Below are 17,803 nucleotides of genomic sequence, written 5' to 3'. Positions count from 1 at the left end.
TTACCACCCATCCATTATTAAAATTAGTGCTTAAGCGTTTTTAGCTTCCAGAGCAGCTACTGCAGGTAGCTTCTTACCTTCAACAAACTCAAGGAACGCACCACCACCAGTAGAGATATAAGATACCTTATCTGCAATATCGTATTTATCCACAGCTGCTAAGGTGTCACCACCGCCCGCGATAGAGAAACCTTGGTTTTCAGCGATAGCTAGAGACAACGTCTTAGTACCTTCACCGAACTGGTCAAATTCAAATACACCAACTGGACCGTTCCAGATGATTGTTCCTGCATCTTTTAGCAGTTCAGCTAGATTTTGTGCAGATTGAGGACCAATATCCAAAATCATGTCATCTTCAGCTACATCATCAACAGATTTAACCGTCGCTTCAGCCGTTTCAGCAAACTCTTTCGCTACAACAACATCCACAGGCATCGGGATGTTTACTTTCGCCATTAGGTCTTTAGCTACTGGAATTAAATCGTGTTCGCACAAGGACTTACCCACTGGCTTACCCGCTGCTGCAAGGAAAGTATTTGCAATACCACCACCAACGATCAACTGATCAACTTGGTCGGATAGCGCTGTTAGCACTTCAAGTTTCGTCGATACTTTAGATCCGCCAACGATCGCTGCAAGCGGACGAGCAGGCTTATCTAGCGCTTTACCTAATGCATCTAGTTCACCCGCCAGTAGAGGACCTGCACAAGCTATCTCAGCAAATTTTGCCACTCCATGGGTCGACGCTTGAGCACGGTGTGCCGTACCGAATGCATCCATAACATAAACATCACACAATGCAGCCATCTTCTGAGATAGCTCTTCATTGTCTTTCTTTTCGCCTACGTTGAAGCGAACGTTTTCCAGCAACACAAGATCGCCTTCAGCAACCTCAAAGCCTCCGTCCAACCAATCTTTAATTAATGGAACTTCGCGACCCAACAAGCTGCCAATATGGTTAGCTACAGGCTGTAGAGAGAACTCTTCGTCATATTCACCTTCCGTTGGTCGACCTAGGTGAGACATCACCATCACCTTAGCACCTGCTTTAAGTGCCAGCTCAATCGTCGGCAATGATGCACGGATACGCGCATCAGAAGTCACTTCACCATTTTTCACTGGTACGTTTAGGTCTTCGCGGATCAGAACGCGCTTGCCGCTCAGATCCAGTTCGCTCATTTTCAGTACGCTCATTGACGTGCCCTACTTAAGTTTTTAAATATTTAAATCAGGAATTCGTTTCTTTCGCAGCGGATTTTTCTCCGCCACTTATAGCCAACCAATGCTTCGCTACATCTAACATACGGTTAGCAAAGCCCCATTCATTATCAAACCAACAAACAAGTTTGATTAGACGCCCTTCAGACACTTTGGTCTGGGTACCATCTACTACCGCGGAACGGGAATCGCGGTTGAAGTCTACCGAAGCATGGGGCTCTTCGGTATAACCTAATAGTCCCTTTAACGGCCCTTCGATAGAGGCACGCTGCAGGATGTGATTCACCTCTTCGACATTGGTCGGCTGCGACACATTAATTGAGAGATCCATCATCGATACATTTATCGTGGGAACTCGAACATGCAGGCACTGAAACATACCCGCGAGATGCGGTAACAGACGATCAATACCCTTATCTAGACCTGTGTCTACAGGCACAATTGAATGCATAGCACTTCGAGTTAGACGTAAATCAGTTTGATGGTAACTATCGATAACCGGCTGATCATTCATCGCGGAATGAATCGTGGTCGTGACACCATTTTCAATCCCAAGCTGTTTATCTAGTAGATCTAGTACTGGGATAATACAGTTGGTCGTACAGGAAGCCGCTGAGACAACTGTATGCTCTGAGCTCAACAGGTGCTCATTCAAACCAAAGACGATAGTTGCATCAACCTCATCTGTAGCAGGCTGAGAAAACAACAAGCGCTGAGCACCGCTATGCAGATGTAACTCAGCCAGAGAGCGAGCCTTAAACGATCCAGAACACTCAAAGAGAAGATCAATACCCAAATCAGCCCAAGGCAGATCCTCAGCATCGGATTCACTCAGAATCTGAATAGTGTCGCCATTGACCAGAAGCTGTTTGCCATTGTGTTCAACAGACACCGGAAAACGACCATGAGTCGTGTCGTAGCGTGTAAGGTAGGTTACCGTTTCAAGATCGGACAGCTCATTGATAGCAACAACCCTAAATAGATTTTGCAATCCAGTTTCATAAATCGCACGCAGGACGCACTGGCCGATTCGGCCGTAGCCATTGATTGCAACGCGATAACTCAATCTAGAACCCTACCCTAAAAACAAAAAGACCCGGAACCCCGGGTCTTTTTACGTGTTCTATTACAGAACAGATTTAACCGTTTCAACTACGTTCTCAGTAGTGAAACCGAAGTGTTTAAACAGCTCACCTGCTGGTGCAGACTCACCAAAGGTACGCATACCTACGATGGCACCATTCAAACCAACGTATTTGTACCAGAAGTCTGCCTGTAGCGCTTCAACAGCAACACGTGCTGTCACAGCAGCAGGAAGAACGGACTCGCGGTATTCAGAAGACTGCTGATCGAACACACCTGTTTCTGGCATAGAAACTACACGAACATTCGTACCTTCAGTAGCAAGCGCTTCAGCTGCATCCATAGCCAGCCCAACTTCAGAACCGGTAGCGATAAGAATTGCATCTGGCTGACCATCTGTATCACGCAAGATGTAACCACCTTTCGCGATGTTTGCGATCTGCTCTTCTGAACGAGCTTGATGCGGCAATCCCTGACGGGAGAATATCATTGCCGTTGGGCCATCTACACGCTCAAGCGCAGATTTCCATGCAACCGCAGATTCAACTGCATCACACGGACGCCATGTGCTCATGTTTGGCGTGTGACGCAGGTTAGCTACTTGCTCAACAGGCTGGTGAGTCGGACCGTCTTCACCCAGACCAATAGAATCATGAGTATAAACATGGATAGCACGTTGCTTCATCAGTGCAGCCATACGTACTGCATTACGTGCGTATTCCATAAATACAAGGAAGGTCGCACCGTAAGGGATGAAACCACCGTGCAAAGCGATACCGTTCATGATCGCAGACATACCAAATTCACGTACACCGTAGAACAGGTAGTTACCTGATGCATCGTTTTTCTCTACACCTTTACAGCCAGACCATAGAGTCAAGTTAGAACCTGCTAGATCGGCAGAGCCACCTAGAAGTTCTGGCAAAAGAGGACCGTATGCATTCAGCGCATTTTGAGATGCTTTACGAGAAGCGATTGTTTCGCCTTTCTCAGCAATTTCTGCAATGTAAGCATCAGCTTTTTCTGAGAAATCAGCTGGCAGTTCGCCAGAGATACGACGTAGTAGCTCATCTGCCAGTTCTGGGAACTCAGCACGGTACGCAGCAAAACGTTCGTTCCACTCATTTTCAGCGTGAACACCCGCTTCCTGCGCATTCCAGTCTTCAGCGATTTCAGCAGGCACTTCAAATGCAGGATGAGCCCAGCCCAGACGCTCACGTGTCAGAGCAATCTCGTCATCACCCAACGGAGCACCGTGACAGTCCTCTTTACCTTCTTTATTTGGAGAACCAAAACCGATAACTGTTTTACAGCAAATAAGTGTTGGCTGTTCTGTGTTTTCTTTCGCTTGCTCGATCGCCGCGCGAATCTGATCAGCATCGTGACCATCAACATTAGGGATAACCTGCCAACCGTAAGACTCAAAACGTTTAACGTTATCGTCCGTATACCAGCCCTCAACTTCACCATCAATTGAGATGCCGTTGTCATCCCAGAATGCAATCAGTTTACCAAGACCCAGCGTACCCGCTAGAGAACAAGCCTCATGAGAGATACCTTCCATCAAGCAACCATCCCCCATGAACACATAAGTGTTGTGATCAACAATATCGTGACCTTCACGGTTGAACTGAGCAGCCAGTGTTTTCTCTGCAACAGCAAAACCAACAGCGTTAGTAATGCCTTGACCCAAAGGGCCTGTTGTCGTTTCGACACCTGGGCAGTAACCATATTCAGGGTGACCCGCTGTTTTAGAATGAAGCTGACGGAAGTTTTTCAAATCTTCGATAGAGACATCGTAGCCAGTCAGGTGCAATAGGCTGTAGATCAGCATAGAGCCGTGACCGTTGGACAGTACGAAACGGTCGCGATCGAACCACTGTGGGTTTGTTGGGTTGTGCTTCATAAAATCGTTCCAAAGCACTTCAGCGATATCCGCCATACCCATTGGGGCACCCGGGTGACCAGATTTAGCTTTCTGTACGGCATCCATGCTCAACGCACGAATCGCGTTGGCAAGTTCTCTACGAGAAGACATTAACTCAGCTCCTGGGCGTTTTGCCCAAAATAGAAGGTTCAGGAAAAAATTGGGCGCAATTTTCTCGCAGATAGAGGAAAGCTTCAAATAAGAATTGCACTTTCAGGGTAAAAATGAGCGTTTTTCATCCAAAAATTTAAATTTCTCATGCTGAACGCACTGTAAAAATATGCATTTCACTAAAGTCGCGAGTAGAATACGCACTTTAAAAATCCACATGGTCTTCCAACTGCTAAACTTTTTTCTACACTTTGTGTCTTTTTAGCATCAGATGAATTCCATCGAAGCCCTATTTTGTAAAGGTAATTTTCACAATGAGCGAATATAGCTTATTTACATCAGAATCCGTTTCCGAAGGTCACCCGGACAAAATTGCTGACCAGATCTCCGATGCAGTACTGGATGCTATCATTGCTGAAGATAAGCATGCTCGCGTTGCCTGCGAAACACTGGTAAAAACTGGTGTAGCTGTTGTTTCTGGCGAAATCACAACGTCTGCTTGGGTAGATTTGGAAGATTTAGTTCGTAAAGTTATCAATGATATCGGCTACACATCTTCTGAAGTAGGTTACGATGGCGATACCTGTGGCGTAATCAACATCATCGGTAAACAATCCCCTGATATCAACCAAGGTGTTGACCGCGCTAAGCCTGAAGATCAAGGTGCAGGCGACCAAGGCTTAATGTTTGGCTATGCATCAAACGAAACTGATGTATTGATGCCGGCACCAATCACTTATTCTCACCGTCTAGTTGAGCGCCAAGCTGAAGTTCGCAAATCGGGCTTATTGCCATGGTTGCGCCCAGATGCAAAATCCCAACTTACATTCCGCTATGAGAACGGCAAGCCAGTAGGTGTAGATGCCCTTGTCCTGTCGACCCAACACAATCCTGAAGTATCTCAAGCAGATCTTCGTGAAGCGGTCATGGAGCTAATCGTTAAGCACGTTATCCCTGCTGAATGGATTACCAAAGAGACCCAATTCCACATCAACCCAACAGGCAACTTCGTAATCGGCGGCCCAGTAGGTGACTGTGGTCTGACAGGCCGCAAAATCATTGTTGATACTTACGGCGGCATGGCCCGTCATGGCGGCGGCGCATTCTCTGGTAAAGATCCATCGAAGGTAGACCGTTCTGCTGCTTACGCTGGTCGTTATGTAGCGAAGAATATTGTGGCGGCGGGCCTAGCAGACCGTTGTGAAATTCAGGTTTCTTACGCAATTGGTGTTGCAGAGCCAACGTCTGTATCGATCAATACATTCGGTACTGGCAAGATCTCCGATGATAAGATCATTCAGTTAGTTCGTGAGCACTTTGACCTGCGCCCTTACGCGATCACTACAATGCTTGATCTACTTCACCCAATGTATCAGCCAACTGCCGCATACGGCCACTTTGGCCGTAACCCGTTCGAAATGGAGTACAAAGGTGAAACCTTTACTGCATTCACATGGGAACGCACTGATAAAGCAGACGCACTACGCGAAGCTGCAGGCCTATCTTAATTTAGTGATTTTTCTCCGAAAAAAGCGCCTTATGGCGCTTTTTTATTGCCTACAGTAAGTTATATGACAATAATGAGAAACTTACTTTTCGCGGCCTTTTGAAATTAATGCAACTTAGTAATTTTAGCATCCGGCAAAAGCTGATTGGACTCGTCATTATACTCGCGCTGGGTATACTGATGACTTCCAGTCTTGCCTTTTACTTTTCATACCAAGACACCTTGGCCGGAAAAAAAGATCAGATTCGTAGTGTTGTTCAAGCATCTGCCAGTCAGGTTCTCCAGCTTCGCGCGCTAAAAAAGTCCCAACAGATATCTGAAACTGAATATGTACAGCGACTTCGTTCGCTAATCTATGGCACAAACTATTCAGATGGCAGTTATATCTTTTTAATGACCGACGAAGCACGTGTTTACCTTCATCCCAAAAGACCTGAGCTTGAAGGACTTTTAATCAATGAAGTACCCAACATAAAAAATGGCGAAGCCATTGCTGCCAGCTTCAAGCAAATTTTGGAAAACCCTGAAAAATCTCAATTCTGGAAACTCTACCTACCGAAACCAGACGGTGGTCCTTCCCTCGAAAAGCTTACTTACGCGCAGCTAATCCCTGATAGCGATCTGATTATCGGTACAGGCGTGTACCTTGATGATCTCATTCCGGTATATATCAATCGCGCCCTTAGCTATATCACGATTACTCTGGCTGTACTCTTTGCATCATTCGCGACAGCAGTTCTGATATCACGAAATATCGTTCAACCAATCATCATTCTTTCTGGTCAAATGAAACGTCTCTCCTCGGGCGATATTGATCAGGAGATTCGTTTTACCCACCACAAAGATGAAATCGGACAAATAGCTCAGTCATTAGAAGAGTTTCGTGACCATTTAATTGAAAACAAGCGCTTACGCTATATGCAGGAACATGTTCAGTTTCTCGAGAACTTTGACCCTGTAACACGCCTCTATAATCGACGAGCGATTGGTGAAGCACTTGAACGAGAGATCATTCGTAATTTTGAAAGCCAAGAGCAGGTTTCATTTTTATTTATCCGTTTGGATCTACTAAGAAACTTAACCATAGAATTAGGCGATGAGCAGCGTGATCAAATTCTGATTGAGACAGCTAATCGTTTAAGGCAAATGCTCTCAATCAACCATCGTTTAGCACGAATTGGCGAGGGCTGCTTTGGTCTGATGCTTATTAACAAACCAGCGCACATCAACCTTGAAGATGTAGCCGATTCGATTCTTAATACCATAGAAAAGCCAATCCAATTGGATAATCTACAGATTCAAATTGGGGCACGCATTGGCATAGCCTCCTATCCAGAGGATGGCGATCAACAGTTTGAATTGATAGGCCGCTCAGAAATCGCCGCTAAAACGGCCCGCAAACGAGAGCAAGGCTGGCTCTACTTCAGCCAGATTAAAGGACAAACAACAGAACAAAAAATCGCTCTGTGGCAAGATCTATCAACTGCAATGGACCAAGACCAATTTTATTTGGTATTCCAGCCGTTGTTTGATCTAGAAAGTAATGCTCCGCTGTCAGCTGAAACCTTATTACGCTGGACACATCCCACACTAGGCCCTATATCACCAGCAGTTTTTGTTCCTCTGGCGGAGCAAAGCGGCTTGATTTCACGCCTTGATCACTGGGTACTCAATGCCGTAGCCAAGCAATGCCGTAATTGGTTAGACAAAGACATTGCCTTTCCTCGCGTTGCCATCAACCTATCTGGCATCAGTTTTCTGCGAAACGATTTCGAGCTAAAACTACAAAGCATTTTTTCTCAATACAATGTATCGCTTGAACATATAGAGCTTGAACTTACCGAGGGTGTATTGATCGAAGATCTAGGCCGCATTCAGGAGAAACTAAAACGCGTACGTGATCTCGGTGTCAGCATTTCTATAGATGATTTCGGTACCGGTTACTCTTCGCTTAGCCGTATCAAAAACCTTCCTGTCGATCATATTAAAATTGACAAGTCGTTTATCGACGATATCGATACCAACCCACAGGATCTAAAAATAGTTCAGGCGATTATTCTAATGGCCCAAGGTTTACAACTACACGTTGTAGCAGAGGGTGTAGAAACTGAACGCCAGCTATCTATTCTCCGCGAAGAACAATGTGATGTTGTCCAAGGCTACTTGTTAAGCCGCCCTCTCGCCGTGGCAGACTATGAAGCACTGATAGATGAAGACCTAATCATTGAAGGCGACTGAACCTTAATTATGAGAATACCCCGTTTTTTTGAATCGCAGCCCTTGCAAACTGGCGCAGATATATCTTTAAGTGATTCTGTCGTTCAACACGTCAGTCGCTCTTTGAGAATGCGACCTCAGGATCAGATCATTCTGTTCAATGGTGATGGCTCTGAATATAAGGCAGAGTTAATCAACATTGAAAAACGCAGCGTGACGGCTCACATCATTGAAAGCACACTCTCATCCACTGAAAGCCCTTTACCGATTACCATTGGTCAAACGCTTTCTCGAGGGGAGAGAATGGATTATGCCATACAGAAAAGTACTGAAATGGGCGTAAAATCGATTACGCCTCTTTTTTCTGAACGCTGTGAAGTCAAACTACCCAAAGATCGCCAAGAAAAACGCGTGAAGCATTGGCATCAAATTGCCATTAGTGCGTGTGAACAATCGGGCCGTACTGTACCTCCGGAAATAGCATACCCAACCGATCTGGAAAAATGGCTAGCTGCCCAAGATGCAGAACTTAAACTTGTTCTACATCATCACAGCGAAAAGCCTTTGCAAGAGATGTCAGCTCCACGTTCTGTTGCATTGCTAATTGGACCGGAAGGCGGCCTTACCAGCGATGAAGTTGAACTTGCAACTCGATATGGGTTCAAACCTCTGACACTTGGACCACGCGTTATGCGCACAGAAACAGCTCCCGTAGCCGCATTAACATTACTCAATTATCTATGGGGCGACCTTGCTTAGGCATAAATTATGCTCTGTGCGCTTAAATGGTAAAGATTAAGGATCAAAAAATGACAGTTAAGCTCGGTATTGTGATGGACCCTATTGATAACATCACATTCAAAAAAGACAGTTCACTCGCCATGCTATGGGCGGCCCAGCAGAAAGGCTGGGAGCTTTGGTATATGGAGCAACATCATCTATTCTCCTTGGATGGCAAAGCTAAAGCTCAGATGGCTCCAATTGAAGTAATGATGGACGAGCAAAAATGGTTTGAACGCGGCGAATACGAGACCCACGACCTGTCCGATCTTAATGTGATTTTGATGCGTAAAGATCCGCCATTCGATAACGAATTTATCTACACAACCTATCTATTAGAGCAGGCTGAAAAAGAAGGCTCTTTGATAGTTAACAAGCCCCAAAGCCTTCGCGATTTTAATGAGAAGCTGTTCGCAACTCATTTCCCACAATGCTGCCCTCCTGTATTGGTGAGCAAACATGAATCTATGCTGCGCGAATTCCACAAAGAGCATGGTGACGTCATCTTCAAACCACTCGACGGCATGGGCGGTTCACAAATATTCCGCATCAAAGAAGATGGCCTGAATCTAGGCGTGATTATTGAGACACTTACAAATCACGGCCAACAAACGATCATGGCTCAAAAGTTTATTCCTGAAATCGTAGATGGCGATAAACGCATTTTATTAGTGGATGGTGAACCAGTGCCTTATGGCCTAGCTCGAATCCCAGCGAAAGGGGAAACTCGAGGTAACTTGGCCGCAGGCGGCCGAGGAGAAGGACGTGAACTCACTGAACGAGATTATTGGATCTGCGAACAGATTGCTCCTACCCTAAAAGAAAAAGGGTTATTATTTGTTGGTCTGGATGTTATTGGTGACTATCTCACCGAAATTAATGTAACCAGTCCAACCTGCATTCGCGAATTGAATAATCAGTACGGCCTAGATATTGGAATGCAGCTGATGGACGCAATCGAACAAAAATTGGCAAAGCAATAAAGAGATGCTACGAGCAAAGGACCCAACCAAGTGAGCACCGCTGTAGCCCAAACAGTGACCGCGGTTGAACGTTTCGGTTTTACGTTATTTTTCGCCACTGCTCTACATGCAGTGGCGATTTTGGGGATCACATTCACATTCAATAACGAACGACCTCCCCAAAAAACGATTGAGATCACCTTAGCTCAATACCAACAAGAAAAAGCCCCAAAGCAGGCCGATTTTATTGCTCAAGCTAACCAAGAAGGCAGCGGTACAAGCAAAGATAAACTGTTGCCATCCACTCCTCAAAAAGCAGAATTCAGGGATAACAAACCGAAGCAAGCTACTGCTATAGCGCAGGCGGTTGAACTAACCCCTCCAAAACCTGAACCAAGTGCCGTAGCGGTTAATGCGAAGACAAAAGCAGACAACAGCTCTACACAAAAAGCGAAACAAAAGGTGATCACGGTTACACAAAGCACAAAAAAGGTGTCCACAATAACCGCTAAGCAACAACAGGAAGCACCATCCGGCGGCTCACCCGGCACCTCTTTACTTGCGAGAAGCCTTGAGATGGCCAGCTTACAAGCGGAGATTGATGCTCATCGTGAACTGAGAGCCAAGCAACCTCGCATCAAACGCTTGACGTCAGCCTCATCCAAAAAGCGCGAAGACGCTCTCTATCTTCACAACTGGCGTAAGAAAATTGAAAACATCGGCAATCTTAACTATCCAGAAGAAGCTAGAAGAAACAAAATGTACGGCAGTTTACGCCTACTGGTTTCAATCAAGCCCGATGGTTCTGTAAAAACTATTGAGATCTTAGAATCATCTGGGAAACCAATACTAGATGACGCAGCCATTCAAATTGTTAGGCTTGCAGCGCCCTTCCAACCCTTCCCTGTAGAGATGAGAAAAAGTACAGATATCCTTGAAATAATTCGTACTTGGAAATTTGAGAAACGCGCCTATTTGGACTAATTCTTAAATAACGTAGATAAAAAATGGGCCAGTAATTATGACCTCATCGAGCTGTTCGTTACGCAACCATTTTCTTATATCCATGCCTCATCTAAACGACCAGAGCTTTACCCAAACAGTCACCTATATTTGTGACCATAGCGATTATGGCGCTATGGGCATTGTTATAAATCGCCCTGTAGGCATTACACTGGTTGAACTATGTGATCACCTTAATCTCCCTTGTTCTTCTGTCGCAAATCAGCAACAAGCTATTTTTAGTGGCGGCCCCGTCAGAAGTGATCGAGGCTATGTTCTTCACAAAGCATCCGACCCTTTCGAATGGAGTAACAGCCACTGTGTGGCAGATGATATTTACCTCACCACCTCTATTGATGCTATAGAAGCCGCGGCAGAAGGGCGTTTTGAGCATAATTACCTTGTCGCACTAGGCTGCGCTGGCTGGAGCCCAGGGCAGCTAGAACAGGAGATGAGCGACAATGTGTGGTTAAGCTGTCCGGCAAATTCAGATATACTCTTCAGCACTCCGGCTGGTGATCGTTTGCAGGCAGCCGCATCAATATTGGGCATTAACCTTGATCTACTAACCGCCCTACCCGGACACGCCTGATATAGACGTCAGGCATTATGTCCAATTGGGATATAAGGCTCTGACACAGGCATGAGTAATCAGATCAATCAAGTTGTGGCATTTGATTTTGGAACCTCCCGTATTGGGGTTGCAACGGGTCAAAGCATTACCGGAACAGCCACACCACTCCCCCCTTTTTCTGCACGCGATGGACAACCTAATTGGGATGATATATCCAAGTTAATGGAAGAATGGAAACCTGATGCTTTGGTTGTGGGCATACCGCTTAACTTTGACGGTACTATCAGCGATATGGCCCATAGAGCAAGGAAGTTTGCCAACCGATTGCATGAACGGTATAAAACGCCCTGTTTCTTAATGGACGAACGTTTATCAACGGCCGAAGCCAAAGAGATTCATTTTGCTGCGGGCGGCAGTGATAATTTTAAGAAAGAGTCAGTCGATGGCCTTGCGGCTCAGTTGATCTTAGAAAGCTGGTTAAATTGCGACATCAGAATTCCTAGCCATACCCGATTGGAGGAAGTTTATGACAACAAACGTACTTAATGCTGAAGCCCTGCTGGAAAAAATGCAGCAGGAGTTACAAGCATTACTGTCCAAAAATGATAAACCTGATCCACTGATGATCGGTATTCATACGGGTGGGGTATGGTTAGCAGAGCGCCTACACCAAGGATTAGAATTAGAAAGCCCTTTAGGTGTTCTAGATATTTCTTTTCATCGAGATGACTTTGAAACCAGCGGTTTAAACCCTAAAGTTCAACCTTCCAAGCTACCCTGCACAACAGAAGGACGCCATGTCATTCTTGTAGACGACGTCATCATGAGTGGACGAACGATTCGTGCTGCCATGAATGAACTGTTTGACTATGGCCGCCCAGCATCCATAACACTTGCGACACTGCTTGACCTGCAGCAACGTGAGTTACCTATACAAGCAGATATAATTGGCGGCACACTAGCTATAAGTGCCGACGAAACTGTAAAACTTACAGGTCCTGAGCCACTGGCTTTGGAAATCCGTAATCGTTCTGACGACTGAGTATTTATCATGTTTGAACAAAATGATCCGAATCAGATTCAACTCACAGATGAAGGCGAACTGAAGCACTTTATTACCACCGAAGGGCTATCTCGTGAGTTGCTAACTGAAATTTTAGATACTGCAGACTCTTTTGTAGACATGAGCGCTAAACAGGTAAAGAAGGTTCCTCTGTTAAGAGGAAAAACCGTCGTAAACCTATTTTTTGAAGCAAGTACCCGTACCCTGTCAACATTTGAGCTAGCAGCCAAACGTCTTTCAGCGGATGTCTTGAACCTAAATATCAGTACGTCATCCACCTCTAAAGGCGAGACGCTAAAAGACACGCTCATGACACTTCATGCCATGCATTCGGATATGTTTGTTGTTCGTCATTCGAGCAGTGGTGCAGCTCACTTTATTGCAGAGCACGTTACCCCAGATGTAGCCGTTATCAACGCTGGTGACGGTCGTCACGCTCACCCAACTCAAGCAATGCTGGACATGCTTACAATCCGTCAGGCTAAAGGTGATTTTGCGCCATTAACGGTGGCGATTGTTGGTGATATTTTACATTCGCGTGTTGCTCGCTCTCAGATCCACGCTTTACGTACGCTAGGTGTAAATGAGATTCGTGTTATTGCACCCAATACACTGCTGCCTCGCAATATTGAAGCTTTAGGCGTGAAGGTATTCACCAATATGCAAGAAGGCATCAAAGACGTTGATGTGGTGATGATGCTGCGCCTTCAGAAAGAGCGTATGAACAGTGCACTTCTGCCGAGTGAAAGCGAATTTTACAAGCTATACGGTCTTACTATGGACAAACTGCAGCTAGCCAAACCTGATGCAGTCGTGATGCACCCTGGCCCGATTAACCGCGGCGTAGAGATAGCCTCATCGGTAGCGGACGGAGACCGCTCCCTTATTTTAGATCAGGTAACAAACGGTATTGCTGTACGAATGGCTGTTATGTCTATGGCCATGAGTGGCCAAGCCAAAAGCCGCCCGAATCAGTTGGAAGCAGGAGAGTAACGACCATGAACATTCTTATTCAAGGCGGTCGTATCATTGACCCTGCAAACCAAACTGACAGAGTTGCTGATCTGTACTTAGTCGATGGTAAAATTGTTGCTTACGATTCTGCTCCAGAAGGCTTCGAAGCAGAGCAAACTATTAATGCTGAAAATCAGATTGTTTGCCCCGGCTTTATCGACCTATGCGCCCATGCTCGTGAACCGGGCCCAGCACAGAAAGGCTCGATAAAAACAGAAGCAGCCGCAGCCGTTGCAGGTGGTGTAACTACAATAGTGACACCACCTTCAACTAACCCTGTCATCGATACGCGTGCAGTTGCCCAACTCATTCAGGATCGCTGTGAAGAAGAAGGTAAAATGCAAATTTTACCTATGGGCGCGCTTACTAAAGGCCTTCAAGGCGAGCAGCTTGCGCCAATGGCAGCGTTGTCAGCAGCAGGCTGCATCGCATTTACCAACACTCGTAATCCGGTAGCCGATTCTTTAACCCTAACTCGCTGCCTAGAATATGCTGCTACCCATGATCTGCTCGTCATTTTCCAAGCTGAAGATAACGCCTTAGCTAAAGGCGGCTGCATGCATGAAGGTAGCACCTGCACTCGACTTGGCCTTAACGGCATTCCAGAGTCAGCTGAAACCATCGATGTATCTCGAAACTTACTGTTAGTAGAGCAGACGGGCGTGCGCGCGCACTTCGGTCAGCTATCCTGTGAACGCTCTGTACGCATGATTACTGAAGCGCGCGATAGAGGCCTTCCCGTTACTGCAGATGTATCGATCCAGAACCTACTACTGACCGATGAGAACGTGAACGGTTTCAACAATGACTTCCACCTGATCCCGCCTTTGCGTAGTCAACTAGACCGCGCAGGTTTAATACAAGGATTGTTAGGTGGAAGCATCCAGGCGATCTGTTCTGACCACCAGCCTCACGAACGTGCAGCAAAAGAGGCTCCATTTGCAGATACCGAGCCGGGCATGATCGGCTTGGAAACATTGTTGCCTTTAGGCCTATTGCTGGTTGAACAGAACATGCTGGATCTACCTCAACTGATTGAAAAACTAACCGCGGCTCCTGCTGAGATTTTAGGCTTACCTACAGGTAACCTTAATGTTGGCAGTGTTGCGAACATCTGTATTTTTAACCCTGAAACTGAATGGCAGCTCACGCCTGATACATGCCATTCAAGAGGAAAAAATACACCGTTCATGAACTATCCACTAAAAGGCAAAGTGTCCCATACGCTCTACCAAGGCCAAGTGGTGTATAACGCCTAAACGTAAAAAGCCGCGATATAATATCGCGGCTTTTTTCTTTCCAGTATATTTCGTTAAAGCGAAGCAATCCTTAGATTACATCCCCTTAACGTTAGCATCGCCTTCGTTATGTAGGTAATCCTCTTCATCCTGGAGATGAAAAGATTGATTATCTTCCTCTGGAGCCAATTCAGGATTCGTATCAGCACTCAACTTAATCATGAGACGAAGATCGTTTGGCGAATCAGCATGAGCTAGTGCTACATCGTAAGTAATCACCCCATCTTTGTAGAGATTAAACAAAGATTGGTCGAACGTCTGCATACCTAAATTGGTCGATTTCTTAACCACATCTTTAATTTCATGAACTTCACCTTTACGGATCAAATCCTGAATCAATGGTGTGTTAATCAATACTTCGATCGCTGCACGACGCCCCTTACCATCTTTAGTAGGTAAAAGTTGTTGCGCAATAATCGCCTTCAAGTTCAGCGAAAGATCCATCCACAACTGATCATGATGTTCAGGTGGGAAGAAACTAATTACACGGTCTAATGCTTGGTTCGCATTGTTGGCATGTAACGTTGCCAAAGTTAAGTGGCCTGTTTCAGCAAAGACAATACCATGTTGCATCGTCTCCCTAGTACGGATCTCACCCATCAAAATTACATCTGGTGCCTGACGCAGCGTATTTTTTAATGCCACATCAAACGAGTCTGTATCGATACCTACTTCACGTTGAGTGATGATACTTTGCTTATGTTCGTGAACGTATTCAATCGGATCTTCGATGGTAATAATATGACCGCGATGATTGGTATTTCGGTAATCAATCATCGATGCTAAAGAGGTAGATTTACCTGTAGAAGTACCACCAACAAATAAGATCAAGCCACGCTTTGTCATAGACAAATCACGCAGGATTGGTGGCAAATTCAACTCTTCTAAACTTGGAATATAGTTATTAATTTTCCTTAACACCATACCCGCTGAGTTACGCTGGAAAAATGCTGACACACGAAAACGGCCCAAACCTGGTGCACTAATCGCAAAGTTACACTCATGACAACCCTCAAACTCTGCCAACTGTTTATCATTCATTGTGCTGTAAACAAGAGCCCTAGCCTGTGAAGGCTTCAGAGTGTCTTTGGTTAGCGGTTTCAAAGTACCATCAACTTTAATCGTTGGCCTTGCACCGGCCGTTACGAAAAGGTCAGAGGCATCCCTATCTACCATCACTTTTAGTAGTTGCGTAAAATCCACGCCGTTAATCTCCTAAGACCAATTAGAACTGTTGTGGGTTGGCTGCACGCTCACGCGCCGTTTCGCGTGTAATCAATCCTTTATGCAGCAATTCTTGTAGAGATTGATCCAACGTTTTCATACCAAATGACGCACCGGTTTGAATAGCCGAATACATCTGAGCCACTTTATCTTCTCGGATAAGATTACGAATAGCCGGCGTACCAATCATAATCTCGTGAGCCGCAACACGTCCTCCTTTTGGCTTCTTCAAAAGCGTTTGCGATATAACACCCATTAACGACTCTGAAAGCATGGATCGCACCATATCTTTCTCAGCCGCTGGAAATACGTCAATTACACGGTCAATTGTTTTCGCAGCTGAGGTCGTGTGCAGGGTACCAAATACTAAGTGGCCGGTTTCAGCTGCAGTCAACGCGAGGCGGATAGTTTCCAAGTCTCGCATCTCACCAACAAGAATGATATCCGGATCTTCACGTAGTGCCGAACGAAGTGCATTCGAAAAGCTATGTGTATCCCTATGCACTTCACGCTGGTTAACCAAGCACTTCTTACTTTCGTGCACAAATTCAATTGGGTCTTCGATCGTCAAAATATGATCTGCGCGAGTATCATTAATGTAATCGATCATTGCGGCCAAGGTGGTACTTTTACCTGAACCCGTTGGCCCCGTCACAAGCACTAAACCACGCGGTTTTTCAGATAAGTCCTGAAAAACCTTACCCATATCAAGATCATCTAGGGTCAACACCTTGCTTGGGATCGTACGGAAAACAGCACCTGCACCTCGGTTCTGGTTAAATGCATTGACACGAAAACGCGCTAAACCAGGAACCTCGAACGAAAAGTCTGTCTCGAGTACATCTTCATACTCTTTACGTTGCTTATCATTCATAATGTCGTAGATAAGAGTATGAACCTGTTTATGGTCCAAAGAAGGCAGTTTTATGCGACGCACATCACCGTCAACACGAATAATAGGTGGCATCCCTGCTGATATATGCAAATCTGATGCACCTTGTTGTACGGTAAATGATAAAAGTTCGGTAATATCCATAACGTTCCTGTAACCCGGCACTGCGTTGTAAAGTTATAAGGTAGTTCTAGCAGAATCCCCGTTGCAATCCAATTGCTAAGGCCACAAATATATGTCAATCATAGCAAAGAATCTGAAGATGGTTCGATCTGAGGTAGCATCCTCTGCTACCAAAAATGGACGAAATACCTCAGACATCACCCTGTTAGCCGTCAGTAAAACACGCCCTGCAGACGATATTCGTATTGCGTCAAACGAAGGTCAGGTGCATTTTGGTGAAAACTACCTACAGGAAAGTCTAGAGAAGATTAACGAGTTAAAAGAACTAGAGCTAATCTGGCACTTTATTGGTCCCCTGCAATCCAATAAGACTCGCTCTGTCGCCGAAAACTTTGATTGGCTACATACCTTAGACCGCCTAAAGATCGCTAAAAGGCTCTCCGAACAACGTCCGACTGGGCTTAAACCACTGAATGTTTGCATTCAGGTCAATATCAGTAACGAAGAGAGCAAATCGGGCTGTCGACCTGAAGAACTACACACTCTGGTTGAGGAGATTAGTAAACTACCTAACATCTGTGTTCGTGGCCTTATGGCAATCCCTAAAGCGACTGAAGATCCAAAGGAACAACAAGCCGCTTTTGCAAAAATGAAAGCACTACAGCTTGAATTACAAGCAAAGCACCCTCAACTAGATACACTATCAATGGGCATGTCTGGAGATATGGATGCTGCTATTGCAGAAGGCTCCACTATTGTCCGCATTGGCACTGCCATTTTTGGCCCTCGGGCACCTAAGTCCGCCTAA

General features: G+C 45.5%; 16 protein-coding genes. 11 read left to right on the top strand and 5 right to left on the bottom strand.

Features of this window, described 5'->3' with window-relative positions:
• Positions 1-30 precede the first annotated feature (30 nt).
• Genes ACMXYW_RS01465 through tkt form a run of 3 tightly spaced genes read right to left on the bottom strand, consistent with a single transcriptional unit; the run spans position 31 to position 4,339 of the window.
• Positions 31-1,194: a phosphoglycerate kinase gene (locus ACMXYW_RS01465; protein ID WP_415904967.1), complete on the bottom strand. Its 1,164-nt coding sequence runs from the start codon at positions 1,192-1,194 to the stop codon at positions 31-33.
• Between the two features lie 34 nt (positions 1,195-1,228).
• Positions 1,229-2,284: a type I glyceraldehyde-3-phosphate dehydrogenase gene (locus ACMXYW_RS01460; RefSeq protein ID WP_415904966.1), complete on the bottom strand. Its 1,056-nt coding sequence runs from the start codon at positions 2,282-2,284 to the stop codon at positions 1,229-1,231.
• A 60-nt stretch (positions 2,285-2,344) separates the two neighbouring features.
• Complete coding sequence (gene tkt / locus ACMXYW_RS01455; protein WP_415904965.1) at positions 2,345-4,339, bottom strand: transketolase; 1,995 nt, start codon at positions 4,337-4,339, stop codon at positions 2,345-2,347.
• Positions 4,340-4,653: 314 nt separating this feature from the next.
• Between tkt and metK the strand changes: the two genes are divergently transcribed.
• From metK to ACMXYW_RS01405, 10 genes are all read left to right on the top strand, one after another.
• Entirely contained in the window at positions 4,654-5,847 is a 1,194-nt protein-coding gene (gene metK / locus ACMXYW_RS01450) for a methionine adenosyltransferase (protein ID WP_415899890.1), read from the top strand.
• A gap of 179 nt (positions 5,848-6,026) precedes the next feature.
• Positions 6,027-8,084 carry an EAL domain-containing protein gene (locus ACMXYW_RS01445; RefSeq protein ID WP_415904964.1) on the top strand — a complete coding sequence of 686 codons (2,058 nt, stop codon included), beginning with the start codon at positions 6,027-6,029 and terminating at the stop codon, positions 8,082-8,084.
• A gap of 9 nt (positions 8,085-8,093) precedes the next feature.
• The gene (locus tag ACMXYW_RS01440; RefSeq protein ID WP_415899887.1) at positions 8,094-8,822 is read left to right on the top strand and encodes a 16S rRNA (uracil(1498)-N(3))-methyltransferase; all 729 of its coding nucleotides are present in this window, start codon (positions 8,094-8,096) and stop codon (positions 8,820-8,822) included.
• A gap of 50 nt (positions 8,823-8,872) precedes the next feature.
• The gene (gshB, locus tag ACMXYW_RS01435) at positions 8,873-9,826 is read left to right on the top strand and encodes a glutathione synthase (RefSeq protein ID WP_415904963.1); all 954 of its coding nucleotides are present in this window, start codon (positions 8,873-8,875) and stop codon (positions 9,824-9,826) included.
• Positions 9,827-9,856: 30 nt separating this feature from the next.
• On the top strand, positions 9,857-10,789 hold the full coding sequence (locus ACMXYW_RS01430; RefSeq protein WP_415904962.1) for an energy transducer TonB: 933 nt from the start codon (positions 9,857-9,859) through the stop codon (positions 10,787-10,789).
• A 37-nt stretch (positions 10,790-10,826) separates the two neighbouring features.
• Positions 10,827-11,399 carry a YqgE/AlgH family protein gene (locus tag ACMXYW_RS01425; RefSeq protein ID WP_415899884.1) on the top strand — a complete coding sequence of 191 codons (573 nt, stop codon included), beginning with the start codon at positions 10,827-10,829 and terminating at the stop codon, positions 11,397-11,399.
• A gap of 51 nt (positions 11,400-11,450) precedes the next feature.
• A complete protein-coding gene (gene ruvX / locus ACMXYW_RS01420) occupies positions 11,451-11,927 on the top strand; it encodes a Holliday junction resolvase RuvX (protein ID WP_415899883.1) in 477 nt (158 codons plus the stop codon).
• Positions 11,908-12,423, top strand: coding sequence for a bifunctional pyr operon transcriptional regulator/uracil phosphoribosyltransferase PyrR (pyrR, locus tag ACMXYW_RS01415; RefSeq protein ID WP_415904961.1), 516 nt, complete (start codon positions 11,908-11,910; stop codon positions 12,421-12,423). Before ruvX ends, pyrR begins: the two co-directional genes overlap by 20 nt.
• Positions 12,424-12,432: 9 nt before the next feature.
• Positions 12,433-13,437: an aspartate carbamoyltransferase catalytic subunit gene (locus ACMXYW_RS01410; protein WP_415899881.1), complete on the top strand. Its 1,005-nt coding sequence runs from the start codon at positions 12,433-12,435 to the stop codon at positions 13,435-13,437.
• Between the two features lie 5 nt (positions 13,438-13,442).
• Positions 13,443-14,717, top strand: coding sequence for a dihydroorotase (locus ACMXYW_RS01405; RefSeq protein ID WP_415904960.1), 1,275 nt, complete (start codon positions 13,443-13,445; stop codon positions 14,715-14,717).
• Between the two features lie 75 nt (positions 14,718-14,792).
• Here the strand turns inward: ACMXYW_RS01405 and ACMXYW_RS01400 are convergent, their stop codons facing one another.
• Together ACMXYW_RS01400 and ACMXYW_RS01395 are read right to left on the bottom strand one after the other, a co-directional pair.
• Positions 14,793-15,959, bottom strand: coding sequence for a PilT/PilU family type 4a pilus ATPase (locus ACMXYW_RS01400; protein WP_415904959.1), 1,167 nt, complete (start codon positions 15,957-15,959; stop codon positions 14,793-14,795).
• A 22-nt stretch (positions 15,960-15,981) separates the two neighbouring features.
• Positions 15,982-17,016, bottom strand: a complete 1,035-nt coding sequence (locus ACMXYW_RS01395; RefSeq protein ID WP_415904958.1) for a type IV pilus twitching motility protein PilT — start codon at positions 17,014-17,016, stop codon at positions 15,982-15,984.
• Between the two features lie 91 nt (positions 17,017-17,107).
• Between ACMXYW_RS01395 and ACMXYW_RS01390 the strand changes: the two genes are divergently transcribed.
• On the top strand, positions 17,108-17,803 hold the full coding sequence (locus ACMXYW_RS01390) for a YggS family pyridoxal phosphate-dependent enzyme (RefSeq protein WP_415899878.1): 696 nt from the start codon (positions 17,108-17,110) through the stop codon (positions 17,801-17,803).

The sequence above is a fragment of the Neptuniibacter sp. QD48_55 genome (genome assembly GCF_047778115.1).
Lineage (GTDB): Bacteria > Pseudomonadota > Gammaproteobacteria > Pseudomonadales > Balneatricaceae > Neptuniibacter.
Note: the sequence above shows the minus strand (reverse complement) of the source record. Positions and strands in the feature narration are given on the sequence as shown.

Excerpts from the sequence above, each read along its gene's own strand:
- ACMXYW_RS01395 (WP_415904958.1), bottom strand. The coding sequence starts at position 17,016 with ATGGATATTACCGAACTTTTATCATTTACCGTACAACAAGGTGCATCA.
- gshB (WP_415904963.1), top strand. The coding sequence starts at position 8,873 with ATGACAGTTAAGCTCGGTATTGTGATGGACCCTATTGATAACATCACA.
- ruvX (WP_415899883.1), top strand. The coding sequence starts at position 11,451 with ATGAGTAATCAGATCAATCAAGTTGTGGCATTTGATTTTGGAACCTCC.
- ACMXYW_RS01390 (WP_415899878.1), top strand. The coding sequence starts at position 17,108 with ATGTCAATCATAGCAAAGAATCTGAAGATGGTTCGATCTGAGGTAGCA.
- ACMXYW_RS01425 (WP_415899884.1), top strand. The coding sequence starts at position 10,827 with ATGACCTCATCGAGCTGTTCGTTACGCAACCATTTTCTTATATCCATG.
- ACMXYW_RS01410 (WP_415899881.1), top strand. The coding sequence starts at position 12,433 with ATGTTTGAACAAAATGATCCGAATCAGATTCAACTCACAGATGAAGGC.
- ACMXYW_RS01440 (WP_415899887.1), top strand. The coding sequence starts at position 8,094 with ATGAGAATACCCCGTTTTTTTGAATCGCAGCCCTTGCAAACTGGCGCA.
- tkt (WP_415904965.1), bottom strand. The coding sequence starts at position 4,339 with ATGTCTTCTCGTAGAGAACTTGCCAACGCGATTCGTGCGTTGAGCATG.
- metK (WP_415899890.1), top strand. The coding sequence starts at position 4,654 with ATGAGCGAATATAGCTTATTTACATCAGAATCCGTTTCCGAAGGTCAC.
- pyrR (WP_415904961.1), top strand. The coding sequence starts at position 11,908 with ATGACAACAAACGTACTTAATGCTGAAGCCCTGCTGGAAAAAATGCAG.
- ACMXYW_RS01465 (WP_415904967.1), bottom strand. The coding sequence starts at position 1,194 with ATGAGCGTACTGAAAATGAGCGAACTGGATCTGAGCGGCAAGCGCGTT.
- ACMXYW_RS01445 (WP_415904964.1), top strand. The coding sequence starts at position 6,027 with ATGACTTCCAGTCTTGCCTTTTACTTTTCATACCAAGACACCTTGGCC.
- ACMXYW_RS01405 (WP_415904960.1), top strand. The coding sequence starts at position 13,443 with ATGAACATTCTTATTCAAGGCGGTCGTATCATTGACCCTGCAAACCAA.